The 26,103-nt window shown below is 56.9% G+C and carries 29 protein-coding genes and 1 tRNA gene; 20 read left to right on the plus strand and 10 right to left on the minus strand.

Annotated features, from left to right (window positions below; genetic code table 11):
- Positions 1–57: 57 nt before the first annotated feature.
- From AAFH49_RS10450 to AAFH49_RS10475, 6 genes are all read left to right on the plus strand, one after another.
- Positions 58–384 (plus strand): helix-turn-helix domain-containing protein, encoded by a 327-nt coding sequence (locus AAFH49_RS10450; protein WP_342297906.1) that lies wholly within the window; start codon positions 58–60, stop codon positions 382–384.
- Positions 385–712: 328 nt separating this feature from the next.
- Positions 713–1,936, plus strand: a complete 1,224-nt coding sequence (locus AAFH49_RS10455) for a hypothetical protein (RefSeq protein ID WP_342297908.1) — start codon at positions 713–715, stop codon at positions 1,934–1,936.
- Between the two features lie 170 nt (positions 1,937–2,106).
- Positions 2,107–3,195 (plus strand): DUF6371 domain-containing protein, encoded by a 1,089-nt coding sequence (locus tag AAFH49_RS10460; RefSeq protein ID WP_342297910.1) that lies wholly within the window; start codon positions 2,107–2,109, stop codon positions 3,193–3,195.
- Positions 3,196–3,263: 68 nt separating this feature from the next.
- The gene (locus AAFH49_RS10465; protein WP_342297911.1) at positions 3,264–3,851 is read left to right on the plus strand and encodes a hypothetical protein; all 588 of its coding nucleotides are present in this window, start codon (positions 3,264–3,266) and stop codon (positions 3,849–3,851) included.
- Between the two features lie 175 nt (positions 3,852–4,026).
- Entirely contained in the window at positions 4,027–4,395 is a 369-nt protein-coding gene (locus AAFH49_RS10470; protein ID WP_342297913.1) for a hypothetical protein, read from the plus strand.
- Positions 4,396–4,406: 11 nt separating this feature from the next.
- Positions 4,407–4,775, plus strand: a complete 369-nt coding sequence (locus tag AAFH49_RS10475) for a hypothetical protein (RefSeq protein WP_342297915.1) — start codon at positions 4,407–4,409, stop codon at positions 4,773–4,775.
- Between the two features lie 222 nt (positions 4,776–4,997).
- On the opposite strand, the gene AAFH49_RS10480 is transcribed toward AAFH49_RS10475, so the two are convergent.
- Positions 4,998–5,888: a hypothetical protein gene (locus tag AAFH49_RS10480; RefSeq protein WP_342297917.1), complete on the minus strand. Its 891-nt coding sequence runs from the start codon at positions 5,886–5,888 to the stop codon at positions 4,998–5,000.
- A gap of 593 nt (positions 5,889–6,481) precedes the next feature.
- Here AAFH49_RS10480 and AAFH49_RS10485 point away from each other — a divergent pair.
- The 3 genes from AAFH49_RS10485 (at position 6,482) to AAFH49_RS10495 (ending at position 8,974) form a co-directional block, all read left to right on the plus strand.
- Entirely contained in the window at positions 6,482–6,859 is a 378-nt protein-coding gene (locus AAFH49_RS10485; protein ID WP_342297919.1) for a hypothetical protein, read from the plus strand.
- Positions 6,860–6,926: 67 nt separating this feature from the next.
- Positions 6,927–7,094 (plus strand): hypothetical protein, encoded by a 168-nt coding sequence (locus AAFH49_RS10490; protein ID WP_342297921.1) that lies wholly within the window; start codon positions 6,927–6,929, stop codon positions 7,092–7,094.
- A 470-nt stretch (positions 7,095–7,564) separates the two neighbouring features.
- The gene (locus AAFH49_RS10495; protein WP_342297922.1) at positions 7,565–8,974 is read left to right on the plus strand and encodes a T9SS type A sorting domain-containing protein; all 1,410 of its coding nucleotides are present in this window, start codon (positions 7,565–7,567) and stop codon (positions 8,972–8,974) included.
- 88 nt (positions 8,975–9,062) lie between these two features.
- Here the strand turns inward: AAFH49_RS10495 and AAFH49_RS10500 are convergent, their stop codons facing one another.
- Positions 9,063–10,457: a T9SS type A sorting domain-containing protein gene (locus tag AAFH49_RS10500; protein WP_342297924.1), complete on the minus strand. Its 1,395-nt coding sequence runs from the start codon at positions 10,455–10,457 to the stop codon at positions 9,063–9,065.
- Between the two features lie 531 nt (positions 10,458–10,988).
- Here AAFH49_RS10500 and AAFH49_RS10505 point away from each other — a divergent pair.
- Positions 10,989–12,764 carry a T9SS type A sorting domain-containing protein gene (locus AAFH49_RS10505; RefSeq protein WP_342297926.1) on the plus strand — a complete coding sequence of 592 codons (1,776 nt, stop codon included), beginning with the start codon at positions 10,989–10,991 and terminating at the stop codon, positions 12,762–12,764.
- Positions 12,765–12,836: 72 nt separating this feature from the next.
- Here the strand turns inward: AAFH49_RS10505 and AAFH49_RS10510 are convergent, their stop codons facing one another.
- Entirely contained in the window at positions 12,837–13,271 is a 435-nt protein-coding gene (locus AAFH49_RS10510; RefSeq protein WP_342297928.1) for a hypothetical protein, read from the minus strand.
- Between the two features lie 135 nt (positions 13,272–13,406).
- Here AAFH49_RS10510 and AAFH49_RS10515 point away from each other — a divergent pair, with 135 nt between their 5' ends.
- A complete protein-coding gene (locus tag AAFH49_RS10515; protein WP_342297929.1) occupies positions 13,407–13,874 on the plus strand; it encodes a hypothetical protein in 468 nt (155 codons plus the stop codon).
- A gap of 82 nt (positions 13,875–13,956) precedes the next feature.
- Here the strand turns inward: AAFH49_RS10515 and AAFH49_RS10520 are convergent, their stop codons facing one another.
- The gene (locus AAFH49_RS10520) at positions 13,957–14,250 is read right to left on the minus strand and encodes a hypothetical protein (protein WP_342297931.1); all 294 of its coding nucleotides are present in this window, start codon (positions 14,248–14,250) and stop codon (positions 13,957–13,959) included.
- Positions 14,251–14,372: 122 nt separating this feature from the next.
- Between AAFH49_RS10520 and AAFH49_RS10525 the strand changes: the two genes are divergently transcribed.
- Positions 14,373–14,510 carry a hypothetical protein gene (locus tag AAFH49_RS10525; RefSeq protein ID WP_342297933.1) on the plus strand — a complete coding sequence of 46 codons (138 nt, stop codon included), beginning with the start codon at positions 14,373–14,375 and terminating at the stop codon, positions 14,508–14,510.
- A gap of 18 nt (positions 14,511–14,528) precedes the next feature.
- Here AAFH49_RS10525 and AAFH49_RS10530 read toward each other — a convergent pair whose 3' ends face one another.
- Positions 14,529–14,798, minus strand: coding sequence for a hypothetical protein (locus AAFH49_RS10530; RefSeq protein WP_342297935.1), 270 nt, complete (start codon positions 14,796–14,798; stop codon positions 14,529–14,531).
- A 92-nt stretch (positions 14,799–14,890) separates the two neighbouring features.
- On the opposite strand from AAFH49_RS10530, the gene AAFH49_RS10535 reads away from it, so the two are divergent.
- The 4 genes from AAFH49_RS10535 to AAFH49_RS10550 all read left to right on the plus strand — a co-directional run bounded on the left by AAFH49_RS10535 (position 14,891) and on the right by AAFH49_RS10550 (position 16,669).
- Positions 14,891–15,181, plus strand: a complete 291-nt coding sequence (locus tag AAFH49_RS10535) for a hypothetical protein (RefSeq protein WP_342297937.1) — start codon at positions 14,891–14,893, stop codon at positions 15,179–15,181.
- A 134-nt stretch (positions 15,182–15,315) separates the two neighbouring features.
- Positions 15,316–15,801: a hypothetical protein gene (locus tag AAFH49_RS10540; protein WP_342297938.1), complete on the plus strand. Its 486-nt coding sequence runs from the start codon at positions 15,316–15,318 to the stop codon at positions 15,799–15,801.
- A 122-nt stretch (positions 15,802–15,923) separates the two neighbouring features.
- Positions 15,924–16,184 carry a hypothetical protein gene (locus AAFH49_RS10545; RefSeq protein ID WP_342297939.1) on the plus strand — a complete coding sequence of 87 codons (261 nt, stop codon included), beginning with the start codon at positions 15,924–15,926 and terminating at the stop codon, positions 16,182–16,184.
- Positions 16,185–16,186: 2 nt separating this feature from the next.
- On the plus strand, positions 16,187–16,669 hold the full coding sequence (locus AAFH49_RS10550; protein WP_342297940.1) for a hypothetical protein: 483 nt from the start codon (positions 16,187–16,189) through the stop codon (positions 16,667–16,669).
- A 56-nt stretch (positions 16,670–16,725) separates the two neighbouring features.
- Here AAFH49_RS10550 and AAFH49_RS10555 read toward each other — a convergent pair whose 3' ends face one another.
- From AAFH49_RS10555 to AAFH49_RS10575, 5 genes are all read right to left on the minus strand, one after another.
- Positions 16,726–18,567: a hypothetical protein gene (locus AAFH49_RS10555; RefSeq protein ID WP_342297941.1), complete on the minus strand. Its 1,842-nt coding sequence runs from the start codon at positions 18,565–18,567 to the stop codon at positions 16,726–16,728.
- Positions 18,568–18,775: 208 nt separating this feature from the next.
- Positions 18,776–19,048, minus strand: coding sequence for a hypothetical protein (locus tag AAFH49_RS10560; RefSeq protein WP_342297942.1), 273 nt, complete (start codon positions 19,046–19,048; stop codon positions 18,776–18,778).
- Between the two features lie 34 nt (positions 19,049–19,082).
- The gene (locus AAFH49_RS10565; RefSeq protein ID WP_342297944.1) at positions 19,083–20,222 is read right to left on the minus strand and encodes a Fic family protein; all 1,140 of its coding nucleotides are present in this window, start codon (positions 20,220–20,222) and stop codon (positions 19,083–19,085) included.
- Positions 20,223–20,727: 505 nt separating this feature from the next.
- A tRNA-Met gene (locus AAFH49_RS10570) sits at positions 20,728–20,800 on the minus strand.
- 149 nt (positions 20,801–20,949) lie between these two features.
- Complete coding sequence (locus AAFH49_RS10575; protein ID WP_342297945.1) at positions 20,950–22,050, minus strand: acyltransferase family protein; 1,101 nt, start codon at positions 22,048–22,050, stop codon at positions 20,950–20,952.
- Positions 22,051–22,169: 119 nt separating this feature from the next.
- Between AAFH49_RS10575 and AAFH49_RS10580 the strand changes: the two genes are divergently transcribed.
- The 4 genes from AAFH49_RS10580 to AAFH49_RS10595 all read left to right on the plus strand — a co-directional run bounded on the left by AAFH49_RS10580 (position 22,170) and on the right by AAFH49_RS10595 (position 26,053).
- Positions 22,170–23,426, plus strand: a complete 1,257-nt coding sequence (locus AAFH49_RS10580; protein WP_342297946.1) for a TCR/Tet family MFS transporter — start codon at positions 22,170–22,172, stop codon at positions 23,424–23,426.
- Between the two features lie 68 nt (positions 23,427–23,494).
- Positions 23,495–23,923: a hypothetical protein gene (locus AAFH49_RS10585; protein WP_342297947.1), complete on the plus strand. Its 429-nt coding sequence runs from the start codon at positions 23,495–23,497 to the stop codon at positions 23,921–23,923.
- A 154-nt stretch (positions 23,924–24,077) separates the two neighbouring features.
- Positions 24,078–24,458: a BlaI/MecI/CopY family transcriptional regulator gene (locus AAFH49_RS10590; protein WP_342297949.1), complete on the plus strand. Its 381-nt coding sequence runs from the start codon at positions 24,078–24,080 to the stop codon at positions 24,456–24,458.
- A 2-nt stretch (positions 24,459–24,460) separates the two neighbouring features.
- A complete protein-coding gene (locus tag AAFH49_RS10595; RefSeq protein ID WP_342297950.1) occupies positions 24,461–26,053 on the plus strand; it encodes a M56 family metallopeptidase in 1,593 nt (530 codons plus the stop codon).
- Positions 26,054–26,103: the final 50 nt, after the last annotated feature.

The raw sequence follows: 26,103 nt of genomic DNA on the forward strand, positions 1-26,103 counted from the left end.
ATAGGGGCTTTTGCTTTGTAAAACTCGACCGGCGCACTCCCCGGCGAACACATACAAATGCAGGCAATTATCCCTGTGGGCGTTGATTACGCCCAACTACTCGAAGACGTGCGGGCCATGTTTCGCCACGAATTCAACAACGCCGCCCCGGCTGCTCCCGTTGCTGGCACCCCGCCCGCCGACGAGCTACTAAGCATCCAAGAGGCGGCCGGAATGCTAGGCGTAACGGTGCAAACCGTACACGAATGGAAGCGGCGCGGGCTACTGAAGTATCACAAACTGGGCAGCCGTTCCTATTTAAAGCGGGCAGATGTATTGGCCGCCCTGCAAGGCTACCAACGCAGCGAAAAAACTGGGCGAGGCACTAACAAAAAGGGCCAGTAACCATGAGTGGCTCTGACCCTTACAATGCTTTTTCTTTGCCTGGACAGCAAGACAAAGTTACCACAATCGAACCGATAAATCGAGAAGAAAACGCGAAATTATTCGCGTTTAGCCCCGAGGGCCTCCGTAATGTTTGCCGCCGCTTTGGTATCACTGACGAGAAGCTTGAGGCAACACTGTTAGACTATGTGCGGCCCGGCGAATACGCTATCGAAGCCGAACGCCGCGCCGCTGATATAGCCCGTGTGCTCGGAGCCATTGAGGCCGTGGTAAAGTCCGCGCCGAAACACAAAGCTGCCATGAAGGGCAAGCAGAAAGGAGGCGCTACATGCTAGGCACCACCGCCCCTACCTATAAGCCTGCTCTGCTTGCTCATTTCAATCAACTTGCCGACCAGCCACAAACGGCAAACAATTGGCAGCCCCCTACGGCAAAGCCAAGTCCCCCACCGTTCAATTGGGTGCCGCAACTACTCGAAAACCGCGAGAAGCTACGGCACCGTAGCACTGAGGCCGTGCGCTTTGCCGTGCCTTTGGTTTTTCAAGATGACGAACCGGTTATTTGGCCGCGCACCCTCAACTTGATTCAGGGCCAGACCGGCTCCCATAAAAGCCGTGTAGCAGCTTTGTTCGCCACGGTCATGATAGCAGCCGGGATTCCTGCATGCGATGCAGTGGGCTTAGCCCGCCACGGCGAGGAAGGTCAATCTTACACGCTCTGCTACGTTGATACGGAACGGAACGCGAGCGATGATTTCCCCTTCGCCATCCAGCAGATGCGGGAACGCGCCGGGTACGCCCGCAACGAGCACCCGGCCTGCTTCGACTTCATTACCCTAGAGCCTATCCCCCGGGCTGAGCGCTTAAAGGCACTGGGGCAGTACCTCGAATACGTCCGGGGCAAGTATCAGAACCATTTGGTCATTGTGTTGGACGTTCTAACCGACTGCATTTCCAGCTTCAACGATGAGAAGGAAAGCCTGCTGCTAGTGGATATGCTCAACCGGTTTATCAATAGCCGGGACGTTACGTTTCTCTGCGTCATTCACGAGAACCCTGGCGGGGTGAAAGCACGGGGCCATTTGGGTACCGAAGCTCAGAACAAGGCCAGCACCGTCTTGCAGGTGGCGTACATGAAGCAAGCCAACGGCGAGGCCACCGACGTGATAGAGATGCGCTATCTGAAGCGCCGCAATGGTAGCCCTGGCCTCTCCTTTCACGTTGCCTATGACGAGGCCACGAAGGGACTGATTCGGGCCGATGCAACTGCTGTGGCACAAGCCACCGCGAGCCGCCGCGCCAAGGCCACACCCAACGAATTAGCACCCGCCTTAGCCACCGAGCTGGCGTTTGGACCGTTGGCTTCTGGTGAATTAGAAAAGCGCCTGGCGGCTCGCTTGGGAGCTAGTGCCCGAACCATTCGTGAAAGGATAGCCGAGCTAGCCGCTACTGCCGAAAAGCTGCCCAATATGGCTGGCTGCGAGTGTGTGTTGACTAAAGCCAAAGACGGGAAAGAAACTCGCTATTCGCTGACACCCGTCGGGGCCGACTGATGCCCAAAGACGTTGGCACGTTGGCAAAAGCATATAGGCGCTTTTCCAGTCTGCCAACGTCTTTACTGCCACGCTGCTACTACCGGAACGTTGGCACATTGGCAGACCCCATATAAGACTTTGCCAACGTGCCAACGTCTTTTCACCCTACTACCCTCCCCTTTCAATTAATGCCATACGAACGTTTTACTCCTTTGCCTTGGGCTGGAAAAAAGTCCCGCCTTACCTGCCCCAATTGTGACCGCCCGCACTGCTTCCGGCCCTATGTTGATACCGAAACGGGTCAGCTACTGCCCGACATATACGGCATGTGCGACCACGAGGTGAGCTGCAACTACAAGCTCAGCCCGTACTCCCGCCCGGCTGGTGGTGGACTGAGCTACGCCACAGCCACGGAACGCAACGACGAGCCCCAATGGTCACCCCTACTGCCAACGCCGCGCCGTGCCGTGCTCGCTGCCTGCCCGGTTGATGCGCTGACCATCCCGGCCGATGTATATGCCGCTTCACTGGGACACTACGAGGCCAATACCTTGGCCGTGCTATTGCGCGAGCACTTTGGTTGGGGCATAGCCGCCGAATTGCTTCAACGCTTTCACTTGGGCACCTCTGCCCACTGGCCGGGAGCTTGTGTATTCTGGCTGCTCGATGAACAAGGCCGGGCGCGGGGTGGGCAAGTAGTGCTCTATGATGCTACAGGCCACACCGTAAAGACCCCGCACCGGCACACCACTTGGGCGCACACAGCCCTGAGCACCGCCTACACCAAACGCGGAGAGGCCGCCCCGTCCTGGCTAAGCGATTACGCTGCCCACGCCCAAAAGAGCCCGTGCCTGTTTGGCTTGCCGCAACTGACCACAGCCCCGCTGCACATGCCGGTGGCTCTGGTGGAATCCGCTAAAACTGCCATTCTCGCCACGCCCTACGCACCACGCTTTATTTGGCTGGCTACGATGGGGCTGAGCTACCTCACGGCCGAACGGCTGGAGCCTTTGCGGGGTCGCCGCATTGTGCTTTTCCCCGATGCCGGGGCCTACGAGAAATGGCAGACCAAAGCCATCTCGCTGCAAGCGGCAGGTTTCAACATCAGTGTGTCAGCCGAACTGGAAACTACCGCCACCGAAGCAGAAAGAGCGGCTGGGCTGGACGTGGCCGATGTGCTACTGAGGGAATGGCAGGGCTACCCGCCAAACTGGGACGATTTGCCCCCGCGCCCCGCTGAGCCTAGCCAAGCAACGCTTCTATCAAATGCGGCTTAACTCCGTGCCAGTGGGCACACCCCAACCCCATCCATCGAATCAACACATTTACCCCAAACCTCAAACCCATGCGTACCAATACCCCCAAACTCCCCACCACCCTTACCCAAGCCCTGACAGCGGCAGAAGATACGCTGACCGCCGCTTACCACCTCAAACTTGCTGACTTGCTGAGTAGCACCGCCACCGATGCCGAGCGTGTGCAGCTCCTTGCCGAGTTCGGCGGCATCGCTGCGGCCGGCAGTGAGTTGGACTCCATCATTGCCCCTCTCGGTGGGCTGCGCGACCTGTGCCGAAAGAAGAAGCCCACGGCCAGCACTTACGAACTTGTGCGGTATTTGCTCGACACCGAAGCCGCGCCGCTGTCGGCTATCACCACTGACGTACTGAATCACCTCTCGTACCTGGCCGCCGTCGTGGCCGAAGACCGGGCCGCCTACCAGTACAAGCCCGACGAGGCTTTCCCAAAGCGTAACCGCGACTTGCACCCGCGCAAGCTCACGGTGGGTGAAACTAACCAAGCCATTGCTGATGCCCGCGAACGTGCTACGGCTGCCAAGACACTACTGGCGGGGCTGCCGGCCATCCTTACCCGCGTGCGGGAACTGGCCGAAGCCGGCAATGACCTCACGCCCGCAGCCGCCTGGCTTAAGTAGGTGGCATCCCAAATCCCACCGTCCCAAAACATATACTAACGGGATGGTGGGATATGGGACGGGCCTCAAATGGGCTGATGCAAATTCTGTGGTTGTGTATGCGAACGACGACTAGGCTATCCATCTCTTTTCTGCAATTCAATTCCCAATACCAAACATCTCACCACGCGACACTGTGCCGAAAACCACTCCCCTAACCGCCGAGGCTAACACCCTGATATTGATTACCGCTGAGGCCGAGGCGCGTAGAAAAGTCGCCAGGCAAGCCAACGTCCCAAGCGGTGCTCTGCCTGTCCTTGCCTTGGTGGTTTACCGGCGCGAGCAAAGCAAAATCACCCGACCCGCCGCTGTGTACGCCGCCAACATTGCCAATGAGGCCCTAATCAGGAGCTACATCCGGCAGTTGGTGGCCGCTGACCTCTTGGCCCTAACCGTGCGCCGAGGCCGCCGCACTTTGGCTCCCACATTGGCCGGGTTGGGATTAACCGCCAAATACTACAGAGCAATCCGCGAAGGCTGCCACCAAATCAACACCCAAGACTAAATCATGTCAACATGAACAACAGTACCCCACCACTATTTTACCTCTCAGAGCCTCAATTACTGCCCATCATGCGCCGTGCCTGTCACCTGTACGCTTTCCTGCTTCCACCTTGGCAAAAACCCGACGAGCAATGCGCCTTGTTTTGCGCTACAATGCTTGCAGCGGGTTCAGTGGGCAATATCGTTTTCTGTCTAGGCCGGGCTTTCTCGGCAAAGATGCTTCCGCTATTGGTCGAGGCAGAAGCCTTCGAGCTAGTCATGGGACTAGAAAATGCTATCGCCCATGGCCGTAGCCTACTAGATGAAGCGGGCAGCCTCGATGCGGAAGGCTTGGAACTGGACCCCGCCATGCAAGCAGCAAGGAGGGCTGATATTATTTAAAAGCCTTTGAGTAGCTTGGCAGCTCACATTTCATAACTACCCCAAATGGCAGACAAAGACGCCCATTTAACCCCAGATGAAACCGCATCCCTTACGTTGGACATGGTGGGCCACTGGGCGGGTTGTAAGGATGCCGAGTTAGCCGCCTTTATTCGCCAGCAGCGGCGGTAGGCGACGAAACACAAAACGTTGACAAACAATATATTGTTATTGCTTAAAGCTTTACTCCGTCTTATTTCCGAACGTTTGAGGAAAGTCCCTATCCCTATCCCTATCCCTAGCCCGTTTAAGCATACGAGCTTGCCGAGCTTTCACTTGGTTTTGGTATTCGTCTACGGGTGTCTGCTGAAATGGAGATGACTTTATTTCCGTGATTGCGCCTTGACTCATTGAGTCCAATCGTCTAAGCATCCTGTCTTTTTGCAAGGCAGCAATTGCATCACTTAAAGGAGGTATTTGCAGCGGTTTTAGTGGCAATTCTTCGGCCGTAGCTGACTGCTTGCGTTCAAGCGTATACAGTTGCTGCGCGGGGTTCATGCCAACCTGCCAAGTATGCTCAGACACAATTTTGACTTCCGGAAATCTTTCTTCTCTGTGCTTAGGTCGAATAGCTCCATAAGTAGGCGATGTACGGCGTCTTGAGCGTTGTTGAACGGGAATAATTGGAAGCTCAGATGCATTAACAGGCGCTTGACTGGGCACTACTAACGACGAGGCTGAGTCAGGCGTCGCTACGGCTGGAGGGGCTACTGATTTGTTTTCTGGTCGAACGACTGGCTTATTATCGGATGGCTTGGTTACTGGCTGGGATGTAACACCCCCGTCTTCTACTTCGAGTCCGCCAGCGGTATAACCTTTTAGTACAGTAGCTAGAATAATAACTGCGCCTAATACGGCAAAGAAGGTTCCTGGAGCTGCATTGGTGATACTCAATTTATAACCGCCCGGCCCTTCTCCAGCCGCACCGCCGGCCGATTGTCCCGGCCTAAACATCGATGGCTGGGTAAATAATCGATACCCAAGAAACAGGCAAAATATTCCCGCTGCAATGGAAATCAGCTTGTAGCAGAATACCAGCAGCATTGGCAGTTGGCCATAGTCTTGATTTTCCATAGTGCTAGAGTATAGAGATTGAATACCTATCGCCTGTTGCGAAATTTACGATATTTATTATTAATTTATATATTTTATATGTGATAATCTGCGTAAAATGAGCTGAACTCCTTTGCATGGTATAATACGCGCACGCTGTAGGGGCCGGTGGCCACCACCCCTGTGGACACACCGGAATAACTGGGTGCTTCCCACAAGGCCAGTGTCCGCTACACAAACCTAGTGGGGCCGTTCTCCCTGATGGAGTGTCCTCAAAAAAAGAGGCCGTCCCCTAGACTGGTTATCGAAAAAATAAAATTGTGGTGTAGGTGCGCTAATCGACCAGACGGGGTATCTGAGAGAGGCCGGGGCAAACGGGCAACCGGAACCATTCGACCCGGTACCCATCCTTCGAGAGCCGCCCGGCCCTGCTGGCATATTCAGGTTCCTACCTATTCTCAATTGCCAACCGGCGAGCACCTGACACGGGCGTACAACATTGCGCCACAATTAATATGCAATGCACTACGCGTGAGCAATTTACAAATAACAAAATTGGCACGACTTAGAAAGTATGGGATACTTTTGCCGCTTATCTCACCAAAGGCAACAGCATGCAAGTACCCAACTTTAGCCGGCCGCCGGCTCAACACATCATCAACTTCGGAATCGACCCACCTACTCCGCTTCAACTAGTCCTCTGGGAACACATCGCCCCTCTTATCGACTACATCCAAGCACTTGAAAAGAGGGTAAATCAAATCGAGCGGGGACAAAGTGAATGGGTAAGCACCAAGCAGGCGCTGCAAATAACCGGCATCAAGTCCGGCGATACGCTGAAGCGATTGAGAGAGCTTCCGAATGCCATTATCATTGTTCGGTTCGAGGGAAAAACCTCCAAACAACCCAAATACCTGCGTGCCTCGCTTATTGCCTACTGCGAAAGTCGCATCCGAAAACCCACGCAGCCCGGCCGAAACCTCGCTGCGTAACCGGTTAATGTTCCCTACATAACTCACGCAATCCGCCGCCACGAACCTCAACAAAGGGGTGCAGACGATGGCCGCATTCGGCGCTCAGGCCCGCAACTCCTACCCCGCGCAGAACACGCCCCGCATAGGCTCCGGCGGTCCCGCGCAGGGCTACGATTCGGGCGACCCTTATATGGGCGCAGGCGGCTTTAGCCGGCGCAATCGCTACAACATGGGAATGGGCTCCGGCCAATAACCCCGCCTCACCCTCAATGAAAGCCCGGCCCTCATCACTGGTCGGGTTTTTTGTGTCCTGGAAATCGGGAAAATAGAAATTGATGATGTAGGTGAGAGGTGTGACCAGGCGGGGCACGCAGCGAAGGCCGGGGGCTTTGGGCAACCGAAATCCCCAAACCCGGTGGGCCAGATTCAGAGGCCACGCCCCCTACTGGCCGGCAAGCGACCCATTATGTGCCGCCGTGCCGCCGTGCCGTCCACCGGCAACTTCGCAATGGGTAATCGCAATGGATGGGCGAGCAACGGGATGAGGGCAGGGAGGAAAATGGCGCAGGTTCAGAACCATAGCGGCAATGTAGCACTATGGTTAGAAAGGCTTTACCTGCTGTAAAACTTCCGGGCATCTTCCCGGCATTGCCGAGCTTTTCACCAAACCATCACCCGCCGGCCGGTAGATTTGTCCCCCTTGTTTCCCACCCATTTAATTCCATGCGTTCATTCTTTACGTTCCTTGCCGGCGGCCTGCTGGCCTTCACTGGGGCCCGCGCCCAAGCACCCGCCTACAATTTTTACTACGGCAACCTGCACGCCCACTCGGCTTACTCGGACGGCAACCAGGACTCGACCAGCTCGGGCAAAAGCACGCCACTGCAGGACTACCAGTTTGCCAGCGCCTCGCTTCATTTCGACTTTTTGGGCCTTTCGGAGCACAACCATGCCCAGGCCGGTATGCACTTGGTCAACTACGCCCGGGGCCGTGCCCAGGCCACGCAGGCCACTACGCCCACCTTCGTCGCCCTGCACGGCACGGAATGGGGTGTCATCAGCGGTGGGGGACACATGCTCGTCTACGGGATGAGCCAGCTCATCGGCTGGGAAGCTGGCAACTACAACGTGTTCGTGGCCAAAAATGATTACCAAGGCCTGATGCGACAGATTAACCGGGTGCCGGGGGCTTTTGCCCTGTTCGCCCACCCACAGAGCGGCGACTACGGCAACCTGGCCGGCAGCGCGGCCTTCAGCCCCCGCGCCGACTCGGCCTTAGTGGGTGTGCCCCTGCGCTCGGGGCCAGCCACCTCGGCCTCGACACTGTACAACACTGTGGGGACGAGCTACGAGAGCACCTACCGCACGATGCTGGCCAAGGGCTACCACGTGGGCATGAGCCTGGACCACGACAACCACGAAACCACCTTCGGCCGCACCACCCATGGCCGGCTCGTGGTACTGGCCCCGTCGCTGAGCGAGGCCAACCTGCTCCAGGCCCTGCGTGCCCGCCGCTTCTACGGCTCCGACGACTGGAACGCCCAGGTCACGCTCACCCTGGCCGGACAGCCCATGGGCACGATTGCCCGGGGACCGGCCGCCGCCGCGCTGGCCGTGGGCTACGCCGATGCCGACAACGAGGCAGTGAGCAGCATCACGCTCATGCGCGGCGTGCCGGGCTCGGGCACGCAAGCCGTGAGCGTGGCCACCGCAGCTGCCGGGGCCGTGGCCCTGAGCTACACCGACCCGGCCCCGACGGGCACGGCTTACTACTACGCCGTGATTGTGCAGGCCGATGGTGACCGCATCGTCACTTCCCCCATCTGGTACACCCGGGCCACGGCCATGGCTACCGTGGCGGCCCAAGCGTCGCTGCCGGTGGACGTGTTCCCCAACCCGGCCGTAGCTGGTGGCCCGGTGACCGTATCCTATTATTTGGAGGCGACGGCTACGGTGAGCGCCGACGTGCTCGACGAGGTGGGCCGTCCGGTGCGGGTGCTGGCTTCGGCACAGGCGCAGGGCGCGGGGCCGCACACGCTGGACGTGTCCACGGCCGGGCTGGCGGCTGGGCTCTACACTGTGCGCCTGGTGCACGATGGAGCGGCGACCTATCGCAAGCTGATGGTGGAGTAAAAGCCCTGATTGATTGAAATAAAGAAGCCCCGACCTAGTGGTCGGGGCTTCTTTATGCCTGCTTGCGCTGAATCAGTGACTAACTGAATCAGTGACTAATCTGAATGCGCTGTGTAGACACTTTGCCTTGCTGGATGATACGTAACATGTACAATCCATTGGGCAAAGAATGGACATCTAAGCCTTGTTTAGTTGATGCGCCAAACTGTTGCACGACTACTTTGCCTGAGCCATTAAGCAATTCGGCTTGCTCCACCTTTTGAGAAAGCATAATTCGTTCCGTTGCAGGGTTGGGGTAAATGGCAATAGGTTCTTGTGTAGGAGCCGCACGATACATTACGCACTGGTTCCCATCCTCGTCTTGACTGGCAATAGTCAGGCTACGATAACATGCGCCCGCAGGGCAGCTTCCGTAGCTGATATTGCATGTTACGTTTACGTTGCGGTAGATGTAAGGATAAGTAGAAACAGGCGTGAACGACATCGTACCGCCGTTTTCCGTATAATTACGCACTTCGCTTGTGTTGGTCACATCGTATCCACTGACTGACCACTGGAATCCGGTGGCGTATCGACTAAATGCCTCCGGAACTGTGAATGTGAACGTTTGCGAGTAGCAGTAGTCATCGTAGTTATTTATAGAACCTGGATTCTGCGGGTCTGCCATTGGACCAAAGTCCGTGGCCAAATCTAGTGTGCCACCGTTACCACTGGTAGGGGGGCACCCTTGGTCTACAATGGACACGTCGTCAATGACATATTGAACCGGCCCACTCCCACCGTAGGGATAATACCGGACGAATTCTAAGGAATTGTCAGATACCATAGGCGACCCTTCAAAACCAATAGCAATCCAAGCGTCCGTTGTTTGTGCTACAAACGTCCCCGTGACGTGAGTCCAATTATGAGTATCAGTGATATAATCTGCAGAAGTAATGCTGGCATAAGGCGTCGGTGCCAAAATGGTGCCTACTGCGTAGTTTCTGGTTGGCATTGCACTGTGTACTGTCAAAGACACCTTGCTTTTAGACGTAGTAGTTGGCCGCCTTAATACATAAAAATCGGCCTGATAGACATGACTAGCAAGCAAACCCGTCAGGTGCTGGCCAATGAATTCGGAAGTGGACACGCCAGGAGGGTCGCACACGATACTGGCACAACCTGTCCCGCTACGAGGAAAGAATGGCGCGTATTGATGAGGCGTCCCATCAGGGTTGGTTTCGTCGGTATTGTACTGGGTGTTTGAACTAAGAACAGGAGTAGTTGAGGTCAAATAATCAGGTGTATTACTGACATTGAACCAGTTAGACAAATCATCATAATCTGAATTTGGCGCGATATTCCTTTGCCCTTGAGGCTCATGATTGCGCGATTCGAAACTACCATTAGGAACCAAGTTTAGGCCGGTTTGGGCGGATGCTGTGCCAAATGCTCCTAAACCGAGGGCCAAAGCAGCAAGGGTTGAATGTAGGGCTGTTTTCATAAGGGCAAATGGGGTTTGTGAAAAGTATTCACAAATCTTACCCGCACATGACTCATCTATCAAGGACAGTTCGCCCCTGTTTGCGACTATAATTTTTCCATTATCCCTATCATTATTTCTGCCATAGCAGAAGGTGATAAAGCCATTGTGAAGTGCTGAGTTGGCGCTTCTTTCAGCAGGAAAGTCGAATCGGTGACATTGCCTTACCAGCGCTAATAATTTGAAAAAAAACGAGTGTATCCAAGTACAACAAAGTCCGGCCGGTTAGTCGGGGCTTTCTTGTAGGCCTAATTTAATTTATTACTTGTCCTATTTGGAGCAGCAGGCAGTAAATGTCATTTTTTACTTGGAAATCATATGACAAAACACTCCGCCTGCAACGCCATGGCGTGATGCCTTCATTTTATTCTATCAATATATTAAATAGGCCTAGTCGCAACCAGGGCCATATAGTCCTTTTTAGGGTGAAGAATAGCGAGCAGCTTTGCTTATTCATTTTTCACACCTTTTCACCCTTTACCCGACTACCCTATGAAGCATTCCTTATCTCTCCCCTCTGTCGGTCTGTTGCTCTTCGGGGCCGGCCTGCTTGGCCAACTGCCTGCTCAGGCCCAGACGCGGCGCTCCAATCTTCCGTCTGCCCGTCAAGCGGTTAGTCAAGACACAATCCGCCGATACGCGGCCACGTATCAGGTTCAGCAATTGCAAGAGCAGCCTACGACAACCTCGCAACGGAACGGTCCCTGCGACCTGCTGACCAACGGCGATTTTGAAACGCAGGTAGACAACACTGGGCCTACGCGCATCAATAATTTGGGCGGCGGCTACACCGTGGCCAATGGAGCGGTACCACCCAACGATATCATACCGACTCAATTGACGGGATGGCTTTCTGCTAATACTGCTGGCACTCCAGATTATTACGCCAGCAATGCCAGCCCGAGCAACCCTCAAGTCATTCCCAACAGTGGCATATATGCCACATTCACCCCTATTGGAGGTCAAGGAGGTAGCGTGGGTCTGGGTACCTACGAAACGGCCAATCGTCGCGTGTCGGAATACATCAGTACCCAAGTGCCAAACCTCAGCTCAGGGGCTCGCTATTATGCCAGTTTCCAGGTACAGGTGAGCAACGGCGGCACTTTACGGACAAGTGGCGGTGGCAACGTAAGCACTAGGGGAGTAACGAGCGGGTTTGGGATGCTTTTTTCCAATGGGGCATTGCCTTCCATGACAGTTAACGGCAGCGATGACTTCTTGCTGCCAACCGGAGCGGATGGGGTGTTAACCACCACTGCACTCACCAATGCAAACGTCGGGGTATGGACGCCCGTCTCCGGACAATTCACTATGCCTGCCGGGAGCCAGACCATAACCATTGGCCTATTCAACAGCAATTTATCCGACCGAAATAGCTTAATTCTTACCGCCAACGGCGGTACAAGTGCTGATATCGCACGGACGTACTTCTTGGTGGACGATGTCGAGTTGTTCCGCATCCCCACAGCTGGTCCACCAGCGAGCTGTTCTGGTACGGGTGTTACTATAGGGGAAGGATGCTCTATCCCAGGGGCGACCTATTCGTGGAGCCCTGCGGCGGGCCTCAACGCCACCACTAGCCTCAATCCAATAGCAAGTCCGTCTGTCACGACGACCTATACACTCACAGTCACCCTGCCGGATGGTTCAACATCTGTTTCATCTACTACCGTTGCTGCGTGCCCCTGCGCACTTCCAACCACACCGCAATTATCAGGGGATTTGAGTTCTGTGCCTTGTGAATTACAACGGGTGTACATGACCATTACCAATTTCAATCCTGCCTACACCTACACCATGGTCGGCACCGATGTCAGCCCTCGCCCGAGTGCGCTTGGGGCGGGTACGTCTGTTCCCAACAGTAGTAAGTTCTTTGTACAGGGCAATGCAACCTGGACCCCAGGAGGCACCTTTACGATTGTTGCCTCAAATAGCTGCGGCTCAAGTCCGGTGCAGCAATTTGACGTAACCTATCCGCCCTGTGACCCAAATCCTTACGAACGGTATGCCATCTCTCCAAACCCGGCCGCCGATGAAGTCGTCGTGCATACGAACGAGTCGAATTCAGCCAGCAAAGGGCGCGCAGCCAACGGCCTCACTTCCGTGCAGATATACGACAGCTATGGCACCCTGCGCTTGGAGCAACGCGGCGAGAATGCCTTAGACGTTCGCCTGCGGGTCGCCAAGCTGCCTGAGGGCCTGTATACTGTCCATCTATTACGTAATGGTAAAGTAGTCGAACGCCAGAACATCCAGATTAAGCGGTAACCATCCGCACGGCATCACATCATAACGAAGCCCTGGCCAACTGGTCGGGGCTTTTTCGTGGGTACCTCCCTTCTACTTGCGGGATTTGTGCACGGGCTTGGCAGCCGCTGGCGCAGGAGACACGGGCGGCACCGGCGCATGTAGCTCGTCATTGAGCACGGCCTCTTCCAGGGCGGCCAGCCGGGACACGATCATCTGCTGCCGCCGGCTGCGTTCCTTCTGACGCGTGGTCGCACTCTGCTCGTGCTGCTGGTGGAGTCGGCTAATCATGCCCAGTGCTTCATTTGACAGCTTCAGGTGCGTGACGAGAATACGTCCCCGGACCAACTCGCTCGGCATGTCATCCGCCGCTTTAGTGGCAATATGTTCGGCCGCGTCCTGCCGGCTGAGGCAATTCTGCAGGATGAGGTAGTAGCCCCCGCCGGCCTCGTAACGGCGGAGGGTGATGCGGCGGTTGTGGAGTCGCTCGACGACGACGTGAGCCAGGGCAGGCAGTTTGAAGCGCATGGAAAGGAGTTTGGCGCTCAACGGCTATCGAGCACATTTCGTGTGCCAAAGGAGCGAAAGTTCAGTGCTAGCACTGATGTATAAAAAATTAAATAGTTATTTATTGTTACATTATTAATATCCAAACAAATACCCATGAAAAACACCAAAGCAACTCGCCCCAGGGTTTATACGGAAAAGGATGTTGCGGCTGACCCAACCGTTAAAGAAGATGGCTACCTTCAAAAACTCGTCAAGTACATTCCTATCGAAATTGTGACGGCTTATACTGCAACCTCATCTGCCGTTCAGAATAAAAATGGGCCGCTCTTATTGGTTATCTATTACTTTTTACTGGCGCTGACCCCGCTATACACGTGGTTCCTTACGCAGGAGCCCAACAAGCCGAAACCACTATTTCAGACTATTATTTCTCCCATTGCATTCTCTGCATGGGTTTTTGCATTGGAAGGCCCTTTTGACAAGGTTAAAGAACACTGGAATGAACCCGCCATGGGCACTTTTGTACTGACTGGCACCGTGCTTATGATTCCTGTGCTGGAGAGAATATTCTTAGCCGTGTTTACCAATGGTAAGCAAGGCAGCACACCAGAACCAGCCTAGTCCTTCAGAGTGGGATGCCATTACTCCCCTACTTCGTTGCCAAGGGCCCAAGCACAAAAGAGGCCCGCTAGTGAACGTTTTGTTAGTAGCACCACTTGCACGGGTCCATCGCCTGCTGGGCCGAAGCCAGGCTCATCGGGACCACGCTGGCCCCGCACCGGGCGAGGCCCCGGCAGCCGGGCGAAGCGTGGTACTTGACCGTATTGCCGCTGTTGCAGTAGTACACCACCGGCCCGGTAGTGTGCTTGGTCTTGACCTTCACTTTGGCCGCCGCGTGGTGGGTGACGGTTTTGCGGGTCGTGCGCGGGTGATGCGTCTGGGCCGGCGCGGCGAAAGAGCACGCGAGCAGGGCCGCCTGGAGTAGCAGGTGTTTCATGGAGGCAAGCGACAAAAAAGCCCCGATGGGTGGGCTTATCCGTGACGTAACGATTTGATAACGTCCCCGTCGCAACCCTGCCGGCGGAGCGGCGGTTTACTGGATTGCCTCCTGCCCGTGCCATGAAATTCCGCACCCTACGTACGCACCTCAATGCCCTGCGTGCCCGCCAGTCGCGGGTCGTCTACGTCCTGATGAGCGGGACGGCGGCGGCCGGGTTGGTCTGGGCCTTGTGGGAGCATCACCTGCTGGCCTTTTAAACGGCTGGCCCGCCTCCCCTACAAGTCCTCCAACTCATCGAGCTCTTCCGGCAGGGTGATGTAGTGGGCGTAATCTTCGAGCGGGGCCGAGCTGACGAAAGCACGCAGGTGGGTGATGTGGTTCGCCGCCACGTCGTAGCTGAGTTCGGCCCCCCCCCCGCTGGGCAGGTGGTAGAGCAGCACCGACTCGTTCAGGCCCTCCCAGCGAGTAGCCAGGTAGGTGCCCGTTTCGTGCACGGTCGCCAGTTGCGCTTCGTCGGGCAGGGCGCGGAATTGGTAGAGGGTCATCGGGGAGCCAAGGTAGGGAGTTGGCGCAGGTAGCTGTGAAATGATGCGCAGACAATATCTTAATTAGCGTATCAAATGGTTACATTTACGTCATGACCATTCAGACCGACCAGCCCCTTCCTCGTCGCCCAGGCCGCCCGCCCGTGGCACAACCTGAGGGCCGCGACCTAGCTACTGAGGTGAACCACCTAAAGGCGTGGCTGCTTACCATGCCCGCGATAAATGCAAGTACCATCTCCGTAGCGGCGGGCTTGCTACGCGGCGACCTTGGCAATGTGCTGCGCGGCAACCGCAGCCCGCAGGCCCACAAGCTAGATGCTATATATAAGGTACTCGTACCATATGGCTACAAAAACATATCACCTGATAACAAAAATATTTAACCTAATAATGAGTGACTTACATATAAGCCACTCTTTTTTTGCCTAATTATGTTATCAATTGATACTTTAATTAAATCATTCTTCTACCTTTGTCATGTCGCCGCAACGAAGCGGCCGCGTTAACTCTGAAAAGGATGCAAACCCTGACCATCGCCGCCGACTTCGCCCCCGTAGACTTCAACAACCCCGCCATCACCTTCGGCAACTACTTGGCCCCGCTGCCCGCCGCCATCCACAACGCTTTCCCCCTTGCCCCCGACGAGCAGGGGTGCAAGATTCTCGCGCTATCGGCCGACTGCCGCCATGAAGAAGACGAGGCCACCACGGGCCGCTTCGTTGTAGCCCGCCCCGTTGCCCGCGAGGATTGGGCACGCATCGAGCACGGCACCCCGATTATCTACACCGGGCTTTACCGCTGGAATGAAGCTGACCTCGCTCAATACCCGAGCGAGGTTGGGCAGTACTCATCGCACGTTGGCACATTCATTTTGTGCGACGACAAGCGCGGGGCCTTCTATGCTTCATCGTGGGCCATGACGGGGGACGACGAGCCCCAGGACTACACCGCCGCCGATGTGTTCGAGGTGTACACTATCGAGCGGTTTATTGAGATAGTGTAGCACTGTTCAACGAAGCAAATCGCCCCGGCCTCAAGGTTCGGGGCTTTTTCTTGCCCATTACCTTGCAATCATTTGACAATCTGCTATATTCGGACCGAGATTCTACCCCATCTCCTTAGCTTATGAAGCGGTTACTCCTGGCCCTGTTGCTGCCTATCGTGGGCACCATCACCGCCGCCCCTGCCCCGCCCTACAATTCCGGCTTTGCCCAAGTAAAAGCCCACCGAGCTACGGCAGTCTATCTATGCGCCAACGGCAAGAGCGTAGTTTACCACAGTAGCCGCACCTGCGCAGCCATGCGCCGCTGTTCGCATACCGTGCGGGTTGTGTCAGTTAGTGAGGCCACGGCCACAGGCCATCGCAAGTGCATGAAATGCTACTAGATATGAAGCCCCAACTCTTAATCCTTGCTCTTTTTGCCTGCATTTCAACTGCCTACGCGCAAGCTCAACACGATGAGTTCGCGCACCTGGGGAATGCCCATGCCCGCCATACTTACTGGTGGCTTTACTCAAGTGCCACCATCCACGATAGCATGGCCGTTCATAAAGAGTGGCAGCTCGCGAGCCTGGGTGACCAGCAGAGCAAAGACGTTGTTGCGTATGTGTCAAAAGATGGGAATACTGCTCGTTTCTTCACTTTTATCGAGGGGCTGCTGATAAAGCAGTCATACCTAACAGTGCCCGGAACTACAGACTATGATAGGATGGACGGCTGGTTTGCCAGAACAATTGCACTGGGGGACGGAAGCCGATTTGACCGCAATTCAGGCTTGATATTGAACAAAAAAGCCACCAGTCAAGGTACCATGTTTACCATTGAGCCTGATTGGCAAGACGAGGCAGCTATAAAAACGAGTAAGCAATAAACAAAGCCCCGGCACATTACACGCCGGGGCTTTCTGCATCTGGTTGGAATAGAAAGCTAGTATAGGCCGCCCGTGTTTGGTTTGGGCGTGTACACCTTACCGCCCCGGCCCCAATTAACGCCCGTCGGCTTGGAGTCGCCAAAGCCCAAAGGGTCGGCCTTCTCTTTCGGTGCGGGCTTCGCGGTTAGGGCTTGCGAGTATGGCGTAACGAGCCGCCCGCCTTTCGCCCGTAGTGCATCAATAACCGCCCGCTGTTCCTTCGTGGGAATGCGTGGGTGCCACTTGCCCCCAGTAGCCTGCACGAGCTGCGCGTCAGTGTATTGGTCGGCAGGCACAATCACGCTGTATCGCTTTTCACTTGTGCCGTTGTCGTAGGTCGGGCCGCCGTTGGCGTTATTGCCAATGGCTTGCGGCTTGCCTCCCAAACCGTCGCCCGCTGTCTTTTCCTTATCCACCACTGCGCCCCGGTACTCGGTGCGTAGCTCTGCCTTGCGGGCCTGTTCGGGCGTGAGGTCGTGAATAGTGGAAAGCAGGTGTTGATACGCTTCAGCGGGCGTGGCAAATGGTTCGCGCCGGCCTACCCGCTTGCCTCCAACGTACAGGCTATAATCCCGGCTCGTGAGTTGCATTTGAATCTTGCCATTCGGCGCAGCTTTCGGCAAGTGCGTCGGTTTGCCATCCTGGCCCACAATTTCGGCGCGGGCATTGTCCACCACCACGGGCGTAAACGGCTGGCGGGCGCTCCCAAAGGATTGCCCGACGGTGGGGTAATGGTTCGCCACCAACGTAGCCGAGCCGGGCTTCGCGCCAAGCGTGCGGGCGATTGCGCCGGGCTGCTGACCGGGTTGTTCGTAGTGCGAGAGCTGAAAGCCCACGGCGGGTGTTACCATCACCTCGTCACGGCTGGGCTTCGCAGCGGCGCGGGGTTGTGGTGGGCGCGGGTTCAGTGCCTCCTCGTGGGACTGAGAGTAGGCCAGTTGCGGTCCGAACATCATCGAGAGGTGCCCGTTGCGGCTAATCTTTGGGAGGCTGGGCAACGTGGGGTCAGTCTTACGGGCTTCCTCCCTTGCTTCCCGCTGCTTATTATAGGCAGCTTCCCGCGCATCGGCCAACAACTTCACCGTGCCTTGGTCGAGCAATGCAGCTGCGCCTCCGTCGAGGTTCAGCCGGGGCGAGCCGTCGGCGTTCAGTGCGGGCTTGCCGTGCTCCATGTAAAGCAGTTGGCCCCGTACCTGGTCGGCGTAGTGCTGACCGCCCAATGTGCCCGCTTCGGCTACCTTTTGGGTAATCGTGGGCACCACGTCATGCAGCACCTTCGCCACTACGGCCGGCTCGTTGTAGGTCGTGGGGTCGTTGTCGAGGGCCGCCGCTGTGGCTTCGGGGTCGTGGGCCGTAGCCAGTACGCGCTTGCCATCGGGGCCGATTAGGGTACGCCCTAGCGCTGTGGTGTAGTTGGTGAGGTTACGGGTAGGGTCGTGGGCCAGCTGCCCTGTGCGCTCATCCCAATACCGTTGTTTTTCGGTGCCGTGAATCCGTAGGGCTTCGATTTCCCGCTTGTACTGCGCGGCTTGGCGGGCGGATTCGGTTGCGTCAATCTTGCCAGCCATTTCCTGCCGTTTGATGCCCGTCAGCACATCGTAGGCGTTCGCCGTTTGCTCATCGAAAGCAGGCTGAAACAGGCGGCCGGTTTCTGTCTTGTACTTCAAGTCTTCCTGGTGGGCCTTACCAATTTGTTCGGCCTGCTTCTGCTTGGCTTCGGCTTGCTTCTGCTGGGCAATGTCGCGGGCACGTTGGCCGGCTGCTAGTAAGGATAACGCATCAGGGCCGGTGCGCCCAAGTATGAAGGCTGCGCCGTTACCGGCACTAGGGGCAATTGCTTCGCCGTTGATTTCTGACATTTAGTAGATGATGGTCTACTTGCAAGATAACTCCTAGCACAGGATTTTTTTCTGTCAGCAATCCGTGTGCTGTAGCTGTTCATTTCGACCAAGCGGGGTTGCTGTAGAGATGCCGACCAATTAGGAAACCCGAACCTAAGAACCCGGCACTATCTTGTTAGATGCTACCATCCCTACGCGGCAAGTATCCATCAATGGCATGGCTTTTTTATTCAGTATAAGGCCCCCATTCCGGCAGTTCCACAAATATGGCGTAGTCTGGTAATCTGTCGTCCTCCCCTCCCGCCTCGAAGGCAAATAGGAACTCGATTTCGTTTTTCTCTGTGTCATAGTTGACCTCGACAAAGAAGCCGCTGGGCATCCGGTATAGGTTCACCGCTTGGTGAAAATCATCCCAGCGCCGGGCCAAGTAGGTGCCGCGCTGAAAGACGTTGGCCAGTTGCACCTCGGCGGATAGGTGGTTGAAGTCATGGATGGTCATGGGTAGGCAAGGCAGGGCGCGGGCATAAGGCTTGTTATGATGCGTTGAACGCTTTCATATACGGCTCAAATATGAATAATCTATTCCTACTTTGCCCAGTAGCCTCTCTTAGGTACCCGCTTTCCTGAAGTTGAGCAACTAACTTGTTGGCGGCGCTGTAGCTCAAGTCGCAAATAGTAGCAACTTTCTCGACAGTAACAGCTGGATTTGCGAACAAAGCCGGTAGAAGTCGTAACGCAGATGTTGCACGTTTACCGAAGCTTTTGTGAAAATCCTCTTCCATCTGAGCCTTTAGCTTCAATATTTCGGATAAGGTCTGAACAGCCTGTGTTGCTGTCTGCTCAATTCCTACTAGGAAATATTTGAGCCACTGCACTAGGTCATTCTTCTGACGTACAACAGTTAGGTTATCATAATAAAGACCCTTGTTCTTCTCAAAGTATGCTGAGAGGTAGAGCAGAGGCTTATCTAGTATTCCCTCGCTCACTAGATAAAGTGTAATCAACAGTCGACCAATCCGCCCATTACCGTCTAGAAATGGGTGAATAGTTTCGAACTGATAGTGTGCCATACCAATACGAATAAGTGCAGGCACACTGATTTCGTCATTGTGGAGAAAAAGCTCTAAATCGCCCATCATCTCATTAACATACTTATCATGAGGCGGAATAAATCCTGCATCTGCTAGGCTGTTGCCTCCAATCCAGTTCTGGCTACGTCGAAACTCCCCTGGCTGCTTATGCTCTCCCCGAACGCTGCTAAGCAGTATTTGGTGTGTTTGACGTAGAAGACGAGAGGACAGAGGCAGAGTCTTGAGTTCGTCAATGGCCATATTCATGGCTTTGATGTAATTATTAACTTCCTGCCAATCATTGCGCCGTTCAGGTTGTACCTCCTCCTCTGGCAACACTGCCTCATCCATATTGGTCTGTGTTCCCTCAATACGACTAGATACCACTGCTTCCTTCGTGACGTGAAGCTGAATGAATAGACCAATATTAGGGACCAGTCTAGCGAAGGAATTCAACTCACCTAGCTTCACCGCTGCCTTTTCTAGCAAAGCATTAAGCGATGCTGTACGCCAGGTCCATTCCTGATTGATAGTTGCTGGAACGAAATAGCGGTATGCCATTCCCTTCTCAAGTCTGCCCGCTACAAAGTCTTCTAGGTTCATGTGTATCTATGCTTAAGGAAGTGTACACGAAACTACAATAAGAAAGTTGTTATTATACTTTAACCCACCCAAAGTATAATAACAACTTTCTTATTATAGTTTCGTGTATCATGCACTAAACTACTTGACTAAGAGGAAGCACACTAAAGAAGCATTGCTTAAAAACGTGATTATCAGCGAATAATACACGCATAGAACTATCGAGAACGTTCGCAGGATAAGTTATTGATAGTTATTTCTATAATGAATGAAACTTTTTATAAAAGTTTCATTCATTGAAAACACTGTGACATAGACGACATAGTGTTTCGCACACTATGTCGCACACTGACAATAAAAAAGCCCCTCACAAGATTGTGAGAGGCTTTTATGTGGCAACAGTTGAAGCCACACAAATGAAGCCACACAAAAAGCCTTTTGCATGTCTAGGTTTAATAGTGTGTACCCCTACGCGTACCCTAAGAAAGAAAAAAGGCCGTTTCCTTATTGGAAACGGCCTTTTAGGTAGCGGGGACTGGACTCGAACCAGTGACCTTTGGGTTATGAGCCCAACGAGCTACCAACTGCTCCACCCCGCACTGTTTGGTTCTGCAAAGGTAGAAAAATTTTCTTGTAAAACAAGCCCTCCGTAATCATTTCGCCCTTTTGACGTGTTTTTCTTCTGCTACGGCCGGCGACGCGCCGGCATTTCGAGGGATAACGCACAGGTTATCGGCACTTTGGTTAGCTAAGCTATTTCAGCAGCCACGACAGACGGTTTCTGATACTGGAAGCGGTTTTTGAACCGGTCGAGAGGTTCTTCCATGAAATGCCAGGAAGCGGCGGCCAGCCCGGCCAGCACCGGGCCCAGCACCAGCAGCGTGGGCAGCGGCCCCATCCAAGTGGTGCGCCCGGCGGCATCGGGCACGAAATGGTACACCAGCCGCTGCCAGAACACGAACAGGGGCAGATGGTAGAGGTAGAAGCCGTAGCTGCGCCGGCCCATCCACTGCGCCACGGGCTGCAAGAGGCCGAGCCGCCGGGCGGCGTCCGGGCTGCCCAGCAGCCAGTTGATGGTGAGGAAAGCCGCCCCGGCAATGCACGTCCCGAAGCTGCCGTGCCAGGCCAGCGCCCACGGCCCGCCATCGAACACCCGCACGCCCACGGCCCAGCCGCCCCAGGCCAGCAGTACCAGCCAGCCGCTGCGCCACCGTGCCAGCCAGGCCTGGCGCTGGCCCAGCCGCAGCAGCGTGCCCAGCGCAAACAGGTCGAGGCTGGAGGGCAGCAGCAGGTGCATCATGCCCGAGCCGAACTGCGTCAGCCAGAACAGTCGGAACGCCCAGGCCACGGCCGCCAGCCCTAGCAGCGGCCACACCCGCCGGCCCACCAGTCCCAGCACCAGCGGCCAGAGCAGGTAAAACTGCTCATCTACAGCCTGGGTCCAGTAGTGGCCGCAGCCGTCGCCCCAGCCACGCATTTTGTAAAACAGCAGGTTGGCTCCCGGCAGCAGAAACCAGCCCAGGTGCTGCTGCACGGTTTCGAGGGGCAACAGGTAGCAGCCGGCCAGGGCCAGATAGTAGGGCGGAATGATGCGCAGCACCCGCCGAATGAAAAACGTGCGCAGCTGCGGGCCCCAGCCGCCGGGCGCACCCACGTAGGCCCCGTACTTCCAGATAATGCCCGACACCAGGTAGCCGCTGAGTACGAAAAACAACGCCCGGCCCATCTCGCCAAACGGAAACGGCGGGTGCACCCAGTGCTGCAGCACCACCACGCCCACGGCCACGGCACGCAGGCCATTGAGCTCGGGGCGAAAAGCAAGGGGCGAGGACGGCGGCGCGGTGGGCATATCGAATAAAAGGCCCGCGAAATTACGCGGCAGCCAGCCGGCCCGAATCGGGTAGCCGGCTTTATGCGGACCTTTGCCCTCCCACCCGGCCGCCCTGCGGCTTATTTGCCCGCTTGCTTATGTCTGACAAACGCTCTCCTGCCCTTGGTTTCATTTTCATCACCATCCTGATTGACGTTATCGGGCTGGGCATCATCATTCCGGTGGTGCCCAAGCTCATCGAGCAACTCACGGGCGAGGGGCTGAGCCGGGCCGCCATCTATTCGGGCTGGCTCACGTTTGCCTACGCCAGCGCGCAATTTTGCTTTGCTCCGGTGATGGGCGGCCTCAGCGACAAGCTGGGACGGCGGCCGGTGCTGCTGACCTCGCTGCTGGGCCTGGGGCTCGATTATGTGTTCGTGAGCTTCGCCCCAACGCTGGCCTGGCTGTTTGTGGGGCGCGTGATTGCGGGGGTGGCGGGGGCCAGCTTCACCACGGCCACGGCCTACATTGCCGATATCAGCACGCCCGAGAAACGGGCCCAGAACTTCGGGCTGGTGGGGGCAGCGTTCGGCATTGGCTTTATTGTGGGGCCGGCCATGGGCGGGCTGCTGGCGCATTTTGGCCCCCGCGTGCCGTTTATGGTGGCCGCCGGCCTGAGCTTGTGCAATGTACTCTACGGCTATTTCGTGCTGCCCGAGTCGCTGGCCCTGGACAAGCGCCGGCCGTTTGAGTGGCGGCGGGCCAACCCCGTGGCCTCGCTGCTGCGGCTGGGCAAGTACCCGGCCGTGTCGGGGCTGGTGGCCTCGCTGGTGCTGCTGTACCTGGCGGGCTCGGCCACGCAGTCGGTCTGGACGTTTTACACCATGCTCAAATTTGGCTGGACCGAAAAGTTAGTAGGCATTTCGCTGGCCGTCATCGGGCTGTTTACCGGGCTGGTGCAGGGCGGGCTGGTGCGCGTGGCCATTCCGAAGCTGGGCGCGGCCCGCGCCATCGTGACTGGGCTGCTGTGCTACACGGTGGGCTTCGTGCTGTTTGCCTTCGCGCCCAATGGCTGGCTGATGCTGGCCTTCCTGGCGCCCTACTGCCTGGGCGGCATCTCGGGGCCGGCGCTGCAAAGCACCATTTCGGGCCAGGTGCCGGCCACCGAGCAGGGCGAATTGCAGGGCGCGCTCACCAGCCTCATCAGCGTGACGGGCGTAGTGGGGCCGCTGATGATGAGCTATTTGTTTGGCGAGTTCACACACAAAGGCGCGCCGATATACTTTCCGGGTGCGCCCTTCATTCTGGGGGCGGTGCTGGCGCTGGCCAGTGTGGGACTGGCCGTGCGCTCGCTCCGCAAACACCCGCCGGTGGCCATCAGCGCGGTGCCGGCCGAGGCTATGCCGGCGCACTAGCGGCGCAACGGCAAAATCCCGACTGCCGCCCGGGCCGTACTTTGCCGTTCCATTATTTTGCCCAGCCTATGACGACCGAAACGCCGCAGACCCTGCTTGAGCTTACTCACCGGCCCGATTTGGATATTCTCGTTGGCCGTTGGGCTTACCAGCCGGTTGAGCAGGAACTCCCGGCCGTATACCAGCACGTTGAGGCCGTGGCCTTGCAGGAAGACTGCCGTTTCTGGCTTCAGGACATTCGTCGCCGCACCCTCAACGACCCGCACACGACGGGGTGGCTGCTGAACGACTTTTTTCCGCGCATGGCCCGGCAGCTGGGCGGCCGGCTGTTTGTGGCTTACCTGGTGGGGCCGGCCCTGCACGCATCCATCGTGCAACACCCCAATTACATCTCGGCCGAGGCCTATGACGACAAGCCCTTCGCCATCTCATTTTTTGGCGATGAGGGCGCGGCCATCCGCTGGCTGCAAATTCAGCAAACCGACAAGGTGCACTGAGCCAGCATTATTCCTGACTAACTTTTTATACACTCAAAAGGCTGTTTCCTTATCAGGAACAGCCTTTTTTGCTTTTAGCCAAAATTATTTCAAGGCAGGGGCAATCGCAATTACGAAAACTTCGTAGATTTACGACATAATCGTATCACAGCTTATGTCCACCTCCCTCGAACGCCTCACCCAACCCGAAGAAGACGCCCTGCGGGTGCTCTGGCCGCTGCCCGCCGGCAGTTTTGTGAAGGATGTGCTCGACGGCCTGCCCGCGCCGCCGCCGCCCTACACCACCCTGGCCAGCACCCTGCGCAACCTGGAGCGCAAGGGCTACGTGCGCGCCGAAAAGCTGGGCAACTCCTACCGCTTCGTGCCCCTGATTTCGGCCGATGACTACCAGCGCCGCTCACTGGGCACGCTGGTGAAACAGCATTTCCAGAACTCCTACAAGGACCTAGTGTCGTTTTTCGCGCAGGAAAACAAGGTGAGCGCCGCCGATTTGCAAGAGATTATCAAGCTCATCGAAAGCAAAAAGGAGGACTAGCCATGCTGCCGATTCTCGTTTACCTGCTGAAGGCTAATGTGGCGCTGCTGCTGTTTGCGGCGGCGTATTTCGGGCTGCTGCGTCGGCTCACGTTTTTCACCTTGAACCGGGCTTACCTGGTGTTCGCGCTGCTGTTTGCGGCGGGGTACCCGGCCCTGCCGCTGCCGGCTCTGCTGCCGGCCGAGGCCACTCCCACCGTAGTCTTTGCGATGGTCGAAGCTACGGGGGCCGCTGCTGGTGCCGCTCCGGCGGGGCCCGTGGCCCCAGCGGTAGATTGGGCCGCCGTGGGAGTGGCCTTGTACGCGGCGGGCGTGGCCGTGCTGCTGGCCCGGCTGCTGGTGCAGCTGCTGGCGCTGGCCCGGCTGCGGGCGCGGGCGCGGCCGGCGGTGGTGCAGGGCCGGCCGGTGCGGGCGCTGGCGGAGGCGGTCAGCCCGTTTTCCTTCTGGCAAACCATTTACCTGAACCCCGCCCAGCACCCCGCGCCGGAACTGGCCGCCGTGCTGCGCCACGAGCAGGTGCACGTGCGCCAGTGGCACACCCTGGACGTGCTGCTGGCCCAGCTGGCCCAGGCGGCGGCCTGGTGCAACCCGGCGGCGTGGCTGCTGCGCCGCGCCCTGCTCGACAACCTCGAATACCTGGCCGACCAAGCCGTGCTCGAAACCGGCCTGGTTGACCGCCGGGCTTACCAGTATAGCCTGCTACGCCTCAGTCACGCGGCGGCCGGGCCTTCCCTTGTTTCCCATTTCACATTTCCAACCCTCAAAAACCGTGTTATCATGATGAATTCTCCTGCTTCTGCATTGGCCCAGACCGGGCGCTACCTGCTGGCCCTGCCGCTGGCGTTGGGCCTGGCCCTGGGCGTGGGCGCGGCGCTGTCGCCCGCCGTAGTGGCCGCGCCGTCGGCCGCTCAGGCTGCTGCGCCCGGCCCGGCCGTGTACTACCTCGATGGCAAGCTCAGCGACAAAGCGGCGGTGTACGCCCTCGACCCAAAGAGCATTGCCTACATCCACATGCTGGATGAGAAGCAGGCCCGGCAGGTGTTTGGCGCGGCTAGCGGGGCGGTGGCCATCGTGGTCACTTCTACCAACCAGAACTCGGACGCCGTACTGGCGCTCAACAAGAAAGTGGATAAAGTGGCCCCGCTGATGCCGGCCACGCCTGAGCAAAAAGCCGCCATTGCCGCCGCCCAGGAGTATTTGCAAAAGACCTATCCCAATGCCAAGGTGAATTTCATTGGACCTGACCGCAAGGCCGGGGCTGACGCGCCGCGCTACCGCGCCCAGTTTGAGGACGGCGGCCAGACCAGGCAGCAATATTTCGACGCGAAAGGCCAGCCCGTGGGTGCGCCCACCGCTGGCAAGCCGGTTGGCGCAGTGGCCCCGGCGGCCCAGCCTATCCCCTACCTGGCCGCGCCCGCGCTGGCATACATCACCAAGAACTACCCCGATGCCCGCCTGCTGGCCATGACCGAAGTGCCGGCCGCCGCTGGTAATCCATCGACTTACAAGGCGGAGCTGGCCGTGGGCCGCCGGCCGGTGAGCCTGCTGTTTGATGAGCGGGGCGGGTTTATTTCGGAGGTTTCCTCGGCGCGGTAGGGCTGGTTGGTTTATCAGGACGGTGAAAAGAACGGTCATGCTTCGCCTTT

It is taken from the genome of Hymenobacter segetis, assembly GCF_038448715.1.
GTDB classification, from domain to species: domain Bacteria; phylum Bacteroidota; class Bacteroidia; order Cytophagales; family Hymenobacteraceae; genus Hymenobacter; species Hymenobacter segetis.

Coding starts and splice junctions, on each gene's coding strand:
- AAFH49_RS10525 (WP_342297933.1), top strand. CDS start 14,373: ATGAAATTCCGCACCCTACGTACGCACCTCAATGCCCTGCGTGCCCGC.
- AAFH49_RS10505 (WP_342297926.1), top strand. CDS start 10,989: ATGAAGCATTCCTTATCTCTCCCCTCTGTCGGTCTGTTGCTCTTCGGG.
- AAFH49_RS10545 (WP_342297939.1), top strand. CDS start 15,924: ATGAAGCGGTTACTCCTGGCCCTGTTGCTGCCTATCGTGGGCACCATC.
- AAFH49_RS10490 (WP_342297921.1), top strand. CDS start 6,927: ATGGCCGCATTCGGCGCTCAGGCCCGCAACTCCTACCCCGCGCAGAAC.
- AAFH49_RS10500 (WP_342297924.1), bottom strand. CDS start 10,457: ATGAAAACAGCCCTACATTCAACCCTTGCTGCTTTGGCCCTCGGTTTA.
- AAFH49_RS10550 (WP_342297940.1), top strand. CDS start 16,187: ATGAAGCCCCAACTCTTAATCCTTGCTCTTTTTGCCTGCATTTCAACT.
- AAFH49_RS10480 (WP_342297917.1), bottom strand. CDS start 5,888: ATGGAAAATCAAGACTATGGCCAACTGCCAATGCTGCTGGTATTCTGC.
- AAFH49_RS10510 (WP_342297928.1), bottom strand. CDS start 13,271: ATGCGCTTCAAACTGCCTGCCCTGGCTCACGTCGTCGTCGAGCGACTC.
- AAFH49_RS10455 (WP_342297908.1), top strand. CDS start 713: ATGCTAGGCACCACCGCCCCTACCTATAAGCCTGCTCTGCTTGCTCAT.
- AAFH49_RS10555 (WP_342297941.1), bottom strand. CDS start 18,567: ATGTCAGAAATCAACGGCGAAGCAATTGCCCCTAGTGCCGGTAACGGC.
- AAFH49_RS10580 (WP_342297946.1), top strand. CDS start 22,170: ATGTCTGACAAACGCTCTCCTGCCCTTGGTTTCATTTTCATCACCATC.
- AAFH49_RS10540 (WP_342297938.1), top strand. CDS start 15,316: ATGCAAACCCTGACCATCGCCGCCGACTTCGCCCCCGTAGACTTCAAC.
- AAFH49_RS10575 (WP_342297945.1), bottom strand. CDS start 22,050: ATGCCCACCGCGCCGCCGTCCTCGCCCCTTGCTTTTCGCCCCGAGCTC.
- AAFH49_RS10585 (WP_342297947.1), top strand. CDS start 23,495: ATGACGACCGAAACGCCGCAGACCCTGCTTGAGCTTACTCACCGGCCC.
- AAFH49_RS10520 (WP_342297931.1), bottom strand. CDS start 14,250: ATGAAACACCTGCTACTCCAGGCGGCCCTGCTCGCGTGCTCTTTCGCC.
- AAFH49_RS10595 (WP_342297950.1), top strand. CDS start 24,461: ATGCTGCCGATTCTCGTTTACCTGCTGAAGGCTAATGTGGCGCTGCTG.
- AAFH49_RS10450 (WP_342297906.1), top strand. CDS start 58: ATGCAGGCAATTATCCCTGTGGGCGTTGATTACGCCCAACTACTCGAA.
- AAFH49_RS10590 (WP_342297949.1), top strand. CDS start 24,078: ATGTCCACCTCCCTCGAACGCCTCACCCAACCCGAAGAAGACGCCCTG.
- AAFH49_RS10530 (WP_342297935.1), bottom strand. CDS start 14,798: ATGACCCTCTACCAATTCCGCGCCCTGCCCGACGAAGCGCAACTGGCG.
- AAFH49_RS10465 (WP_342297911.1), top strand. CDS start 3,264: ATGCGTACCAATACCCCCAAACTCCCCACCACCCTTACCCAAGCCCTG.
- AAFH49_RS10475 (WP_342297915.1), top strand. CDS start 4,407: ATGAACAACAGTACCCCACCACTATTTTACCTCTCAGAGCCTCAATTA.
- AAFH49_RS10460 (WP_342297910.1), top strand. CDS start 2,107: ATGCCATACGAACGTTTTACTCCTTTGCCTTGGGCTGGAAAAAAGTCC.
- AAFH49_RS10495 (WP_342297922.1), top strand. CDS start 7,565: ATGCGTTCATTCTTTACGTTCCTTGCCGGCGGCCTGCTGGCCTTCACT.
- AAFH49_RS10515 (WP_342297929.1), top strand. CDS start 13,407: ATGAAAAACACCAAAGCAACTCGCCCCAGGGTTTATACGGAAAAGGAT.
- AAFH49_RS10535 (WP_342297937.1), top strand. CDS start 14,891: ATGACCATTCAGACCGACCAGCCCCTTCCTCGTCGCCCAGGCCGCCCG.
- AAFH49_RS10485 (WP_342297919.1), top strand. CDS start 6,482: ATGCAAGTACCCAACTTTAGCCGGCCGCCGGCTCAACACATCATCAAC.
- AAFH49_RS10560 (WP_342297942.1), bottom strand. CDS start 19,048: ATGACCATCCATGACTTCAACCACCTATCCGCCGAGGTGCAACTGGCC.
- AAFH49_RS10565 (WP_342297944.1), bottom strand. CDS start 20,222: ATGAACCTAGAAGACTTTGTAGCGGGCAGACTTGAGAAGGGAATGGCA.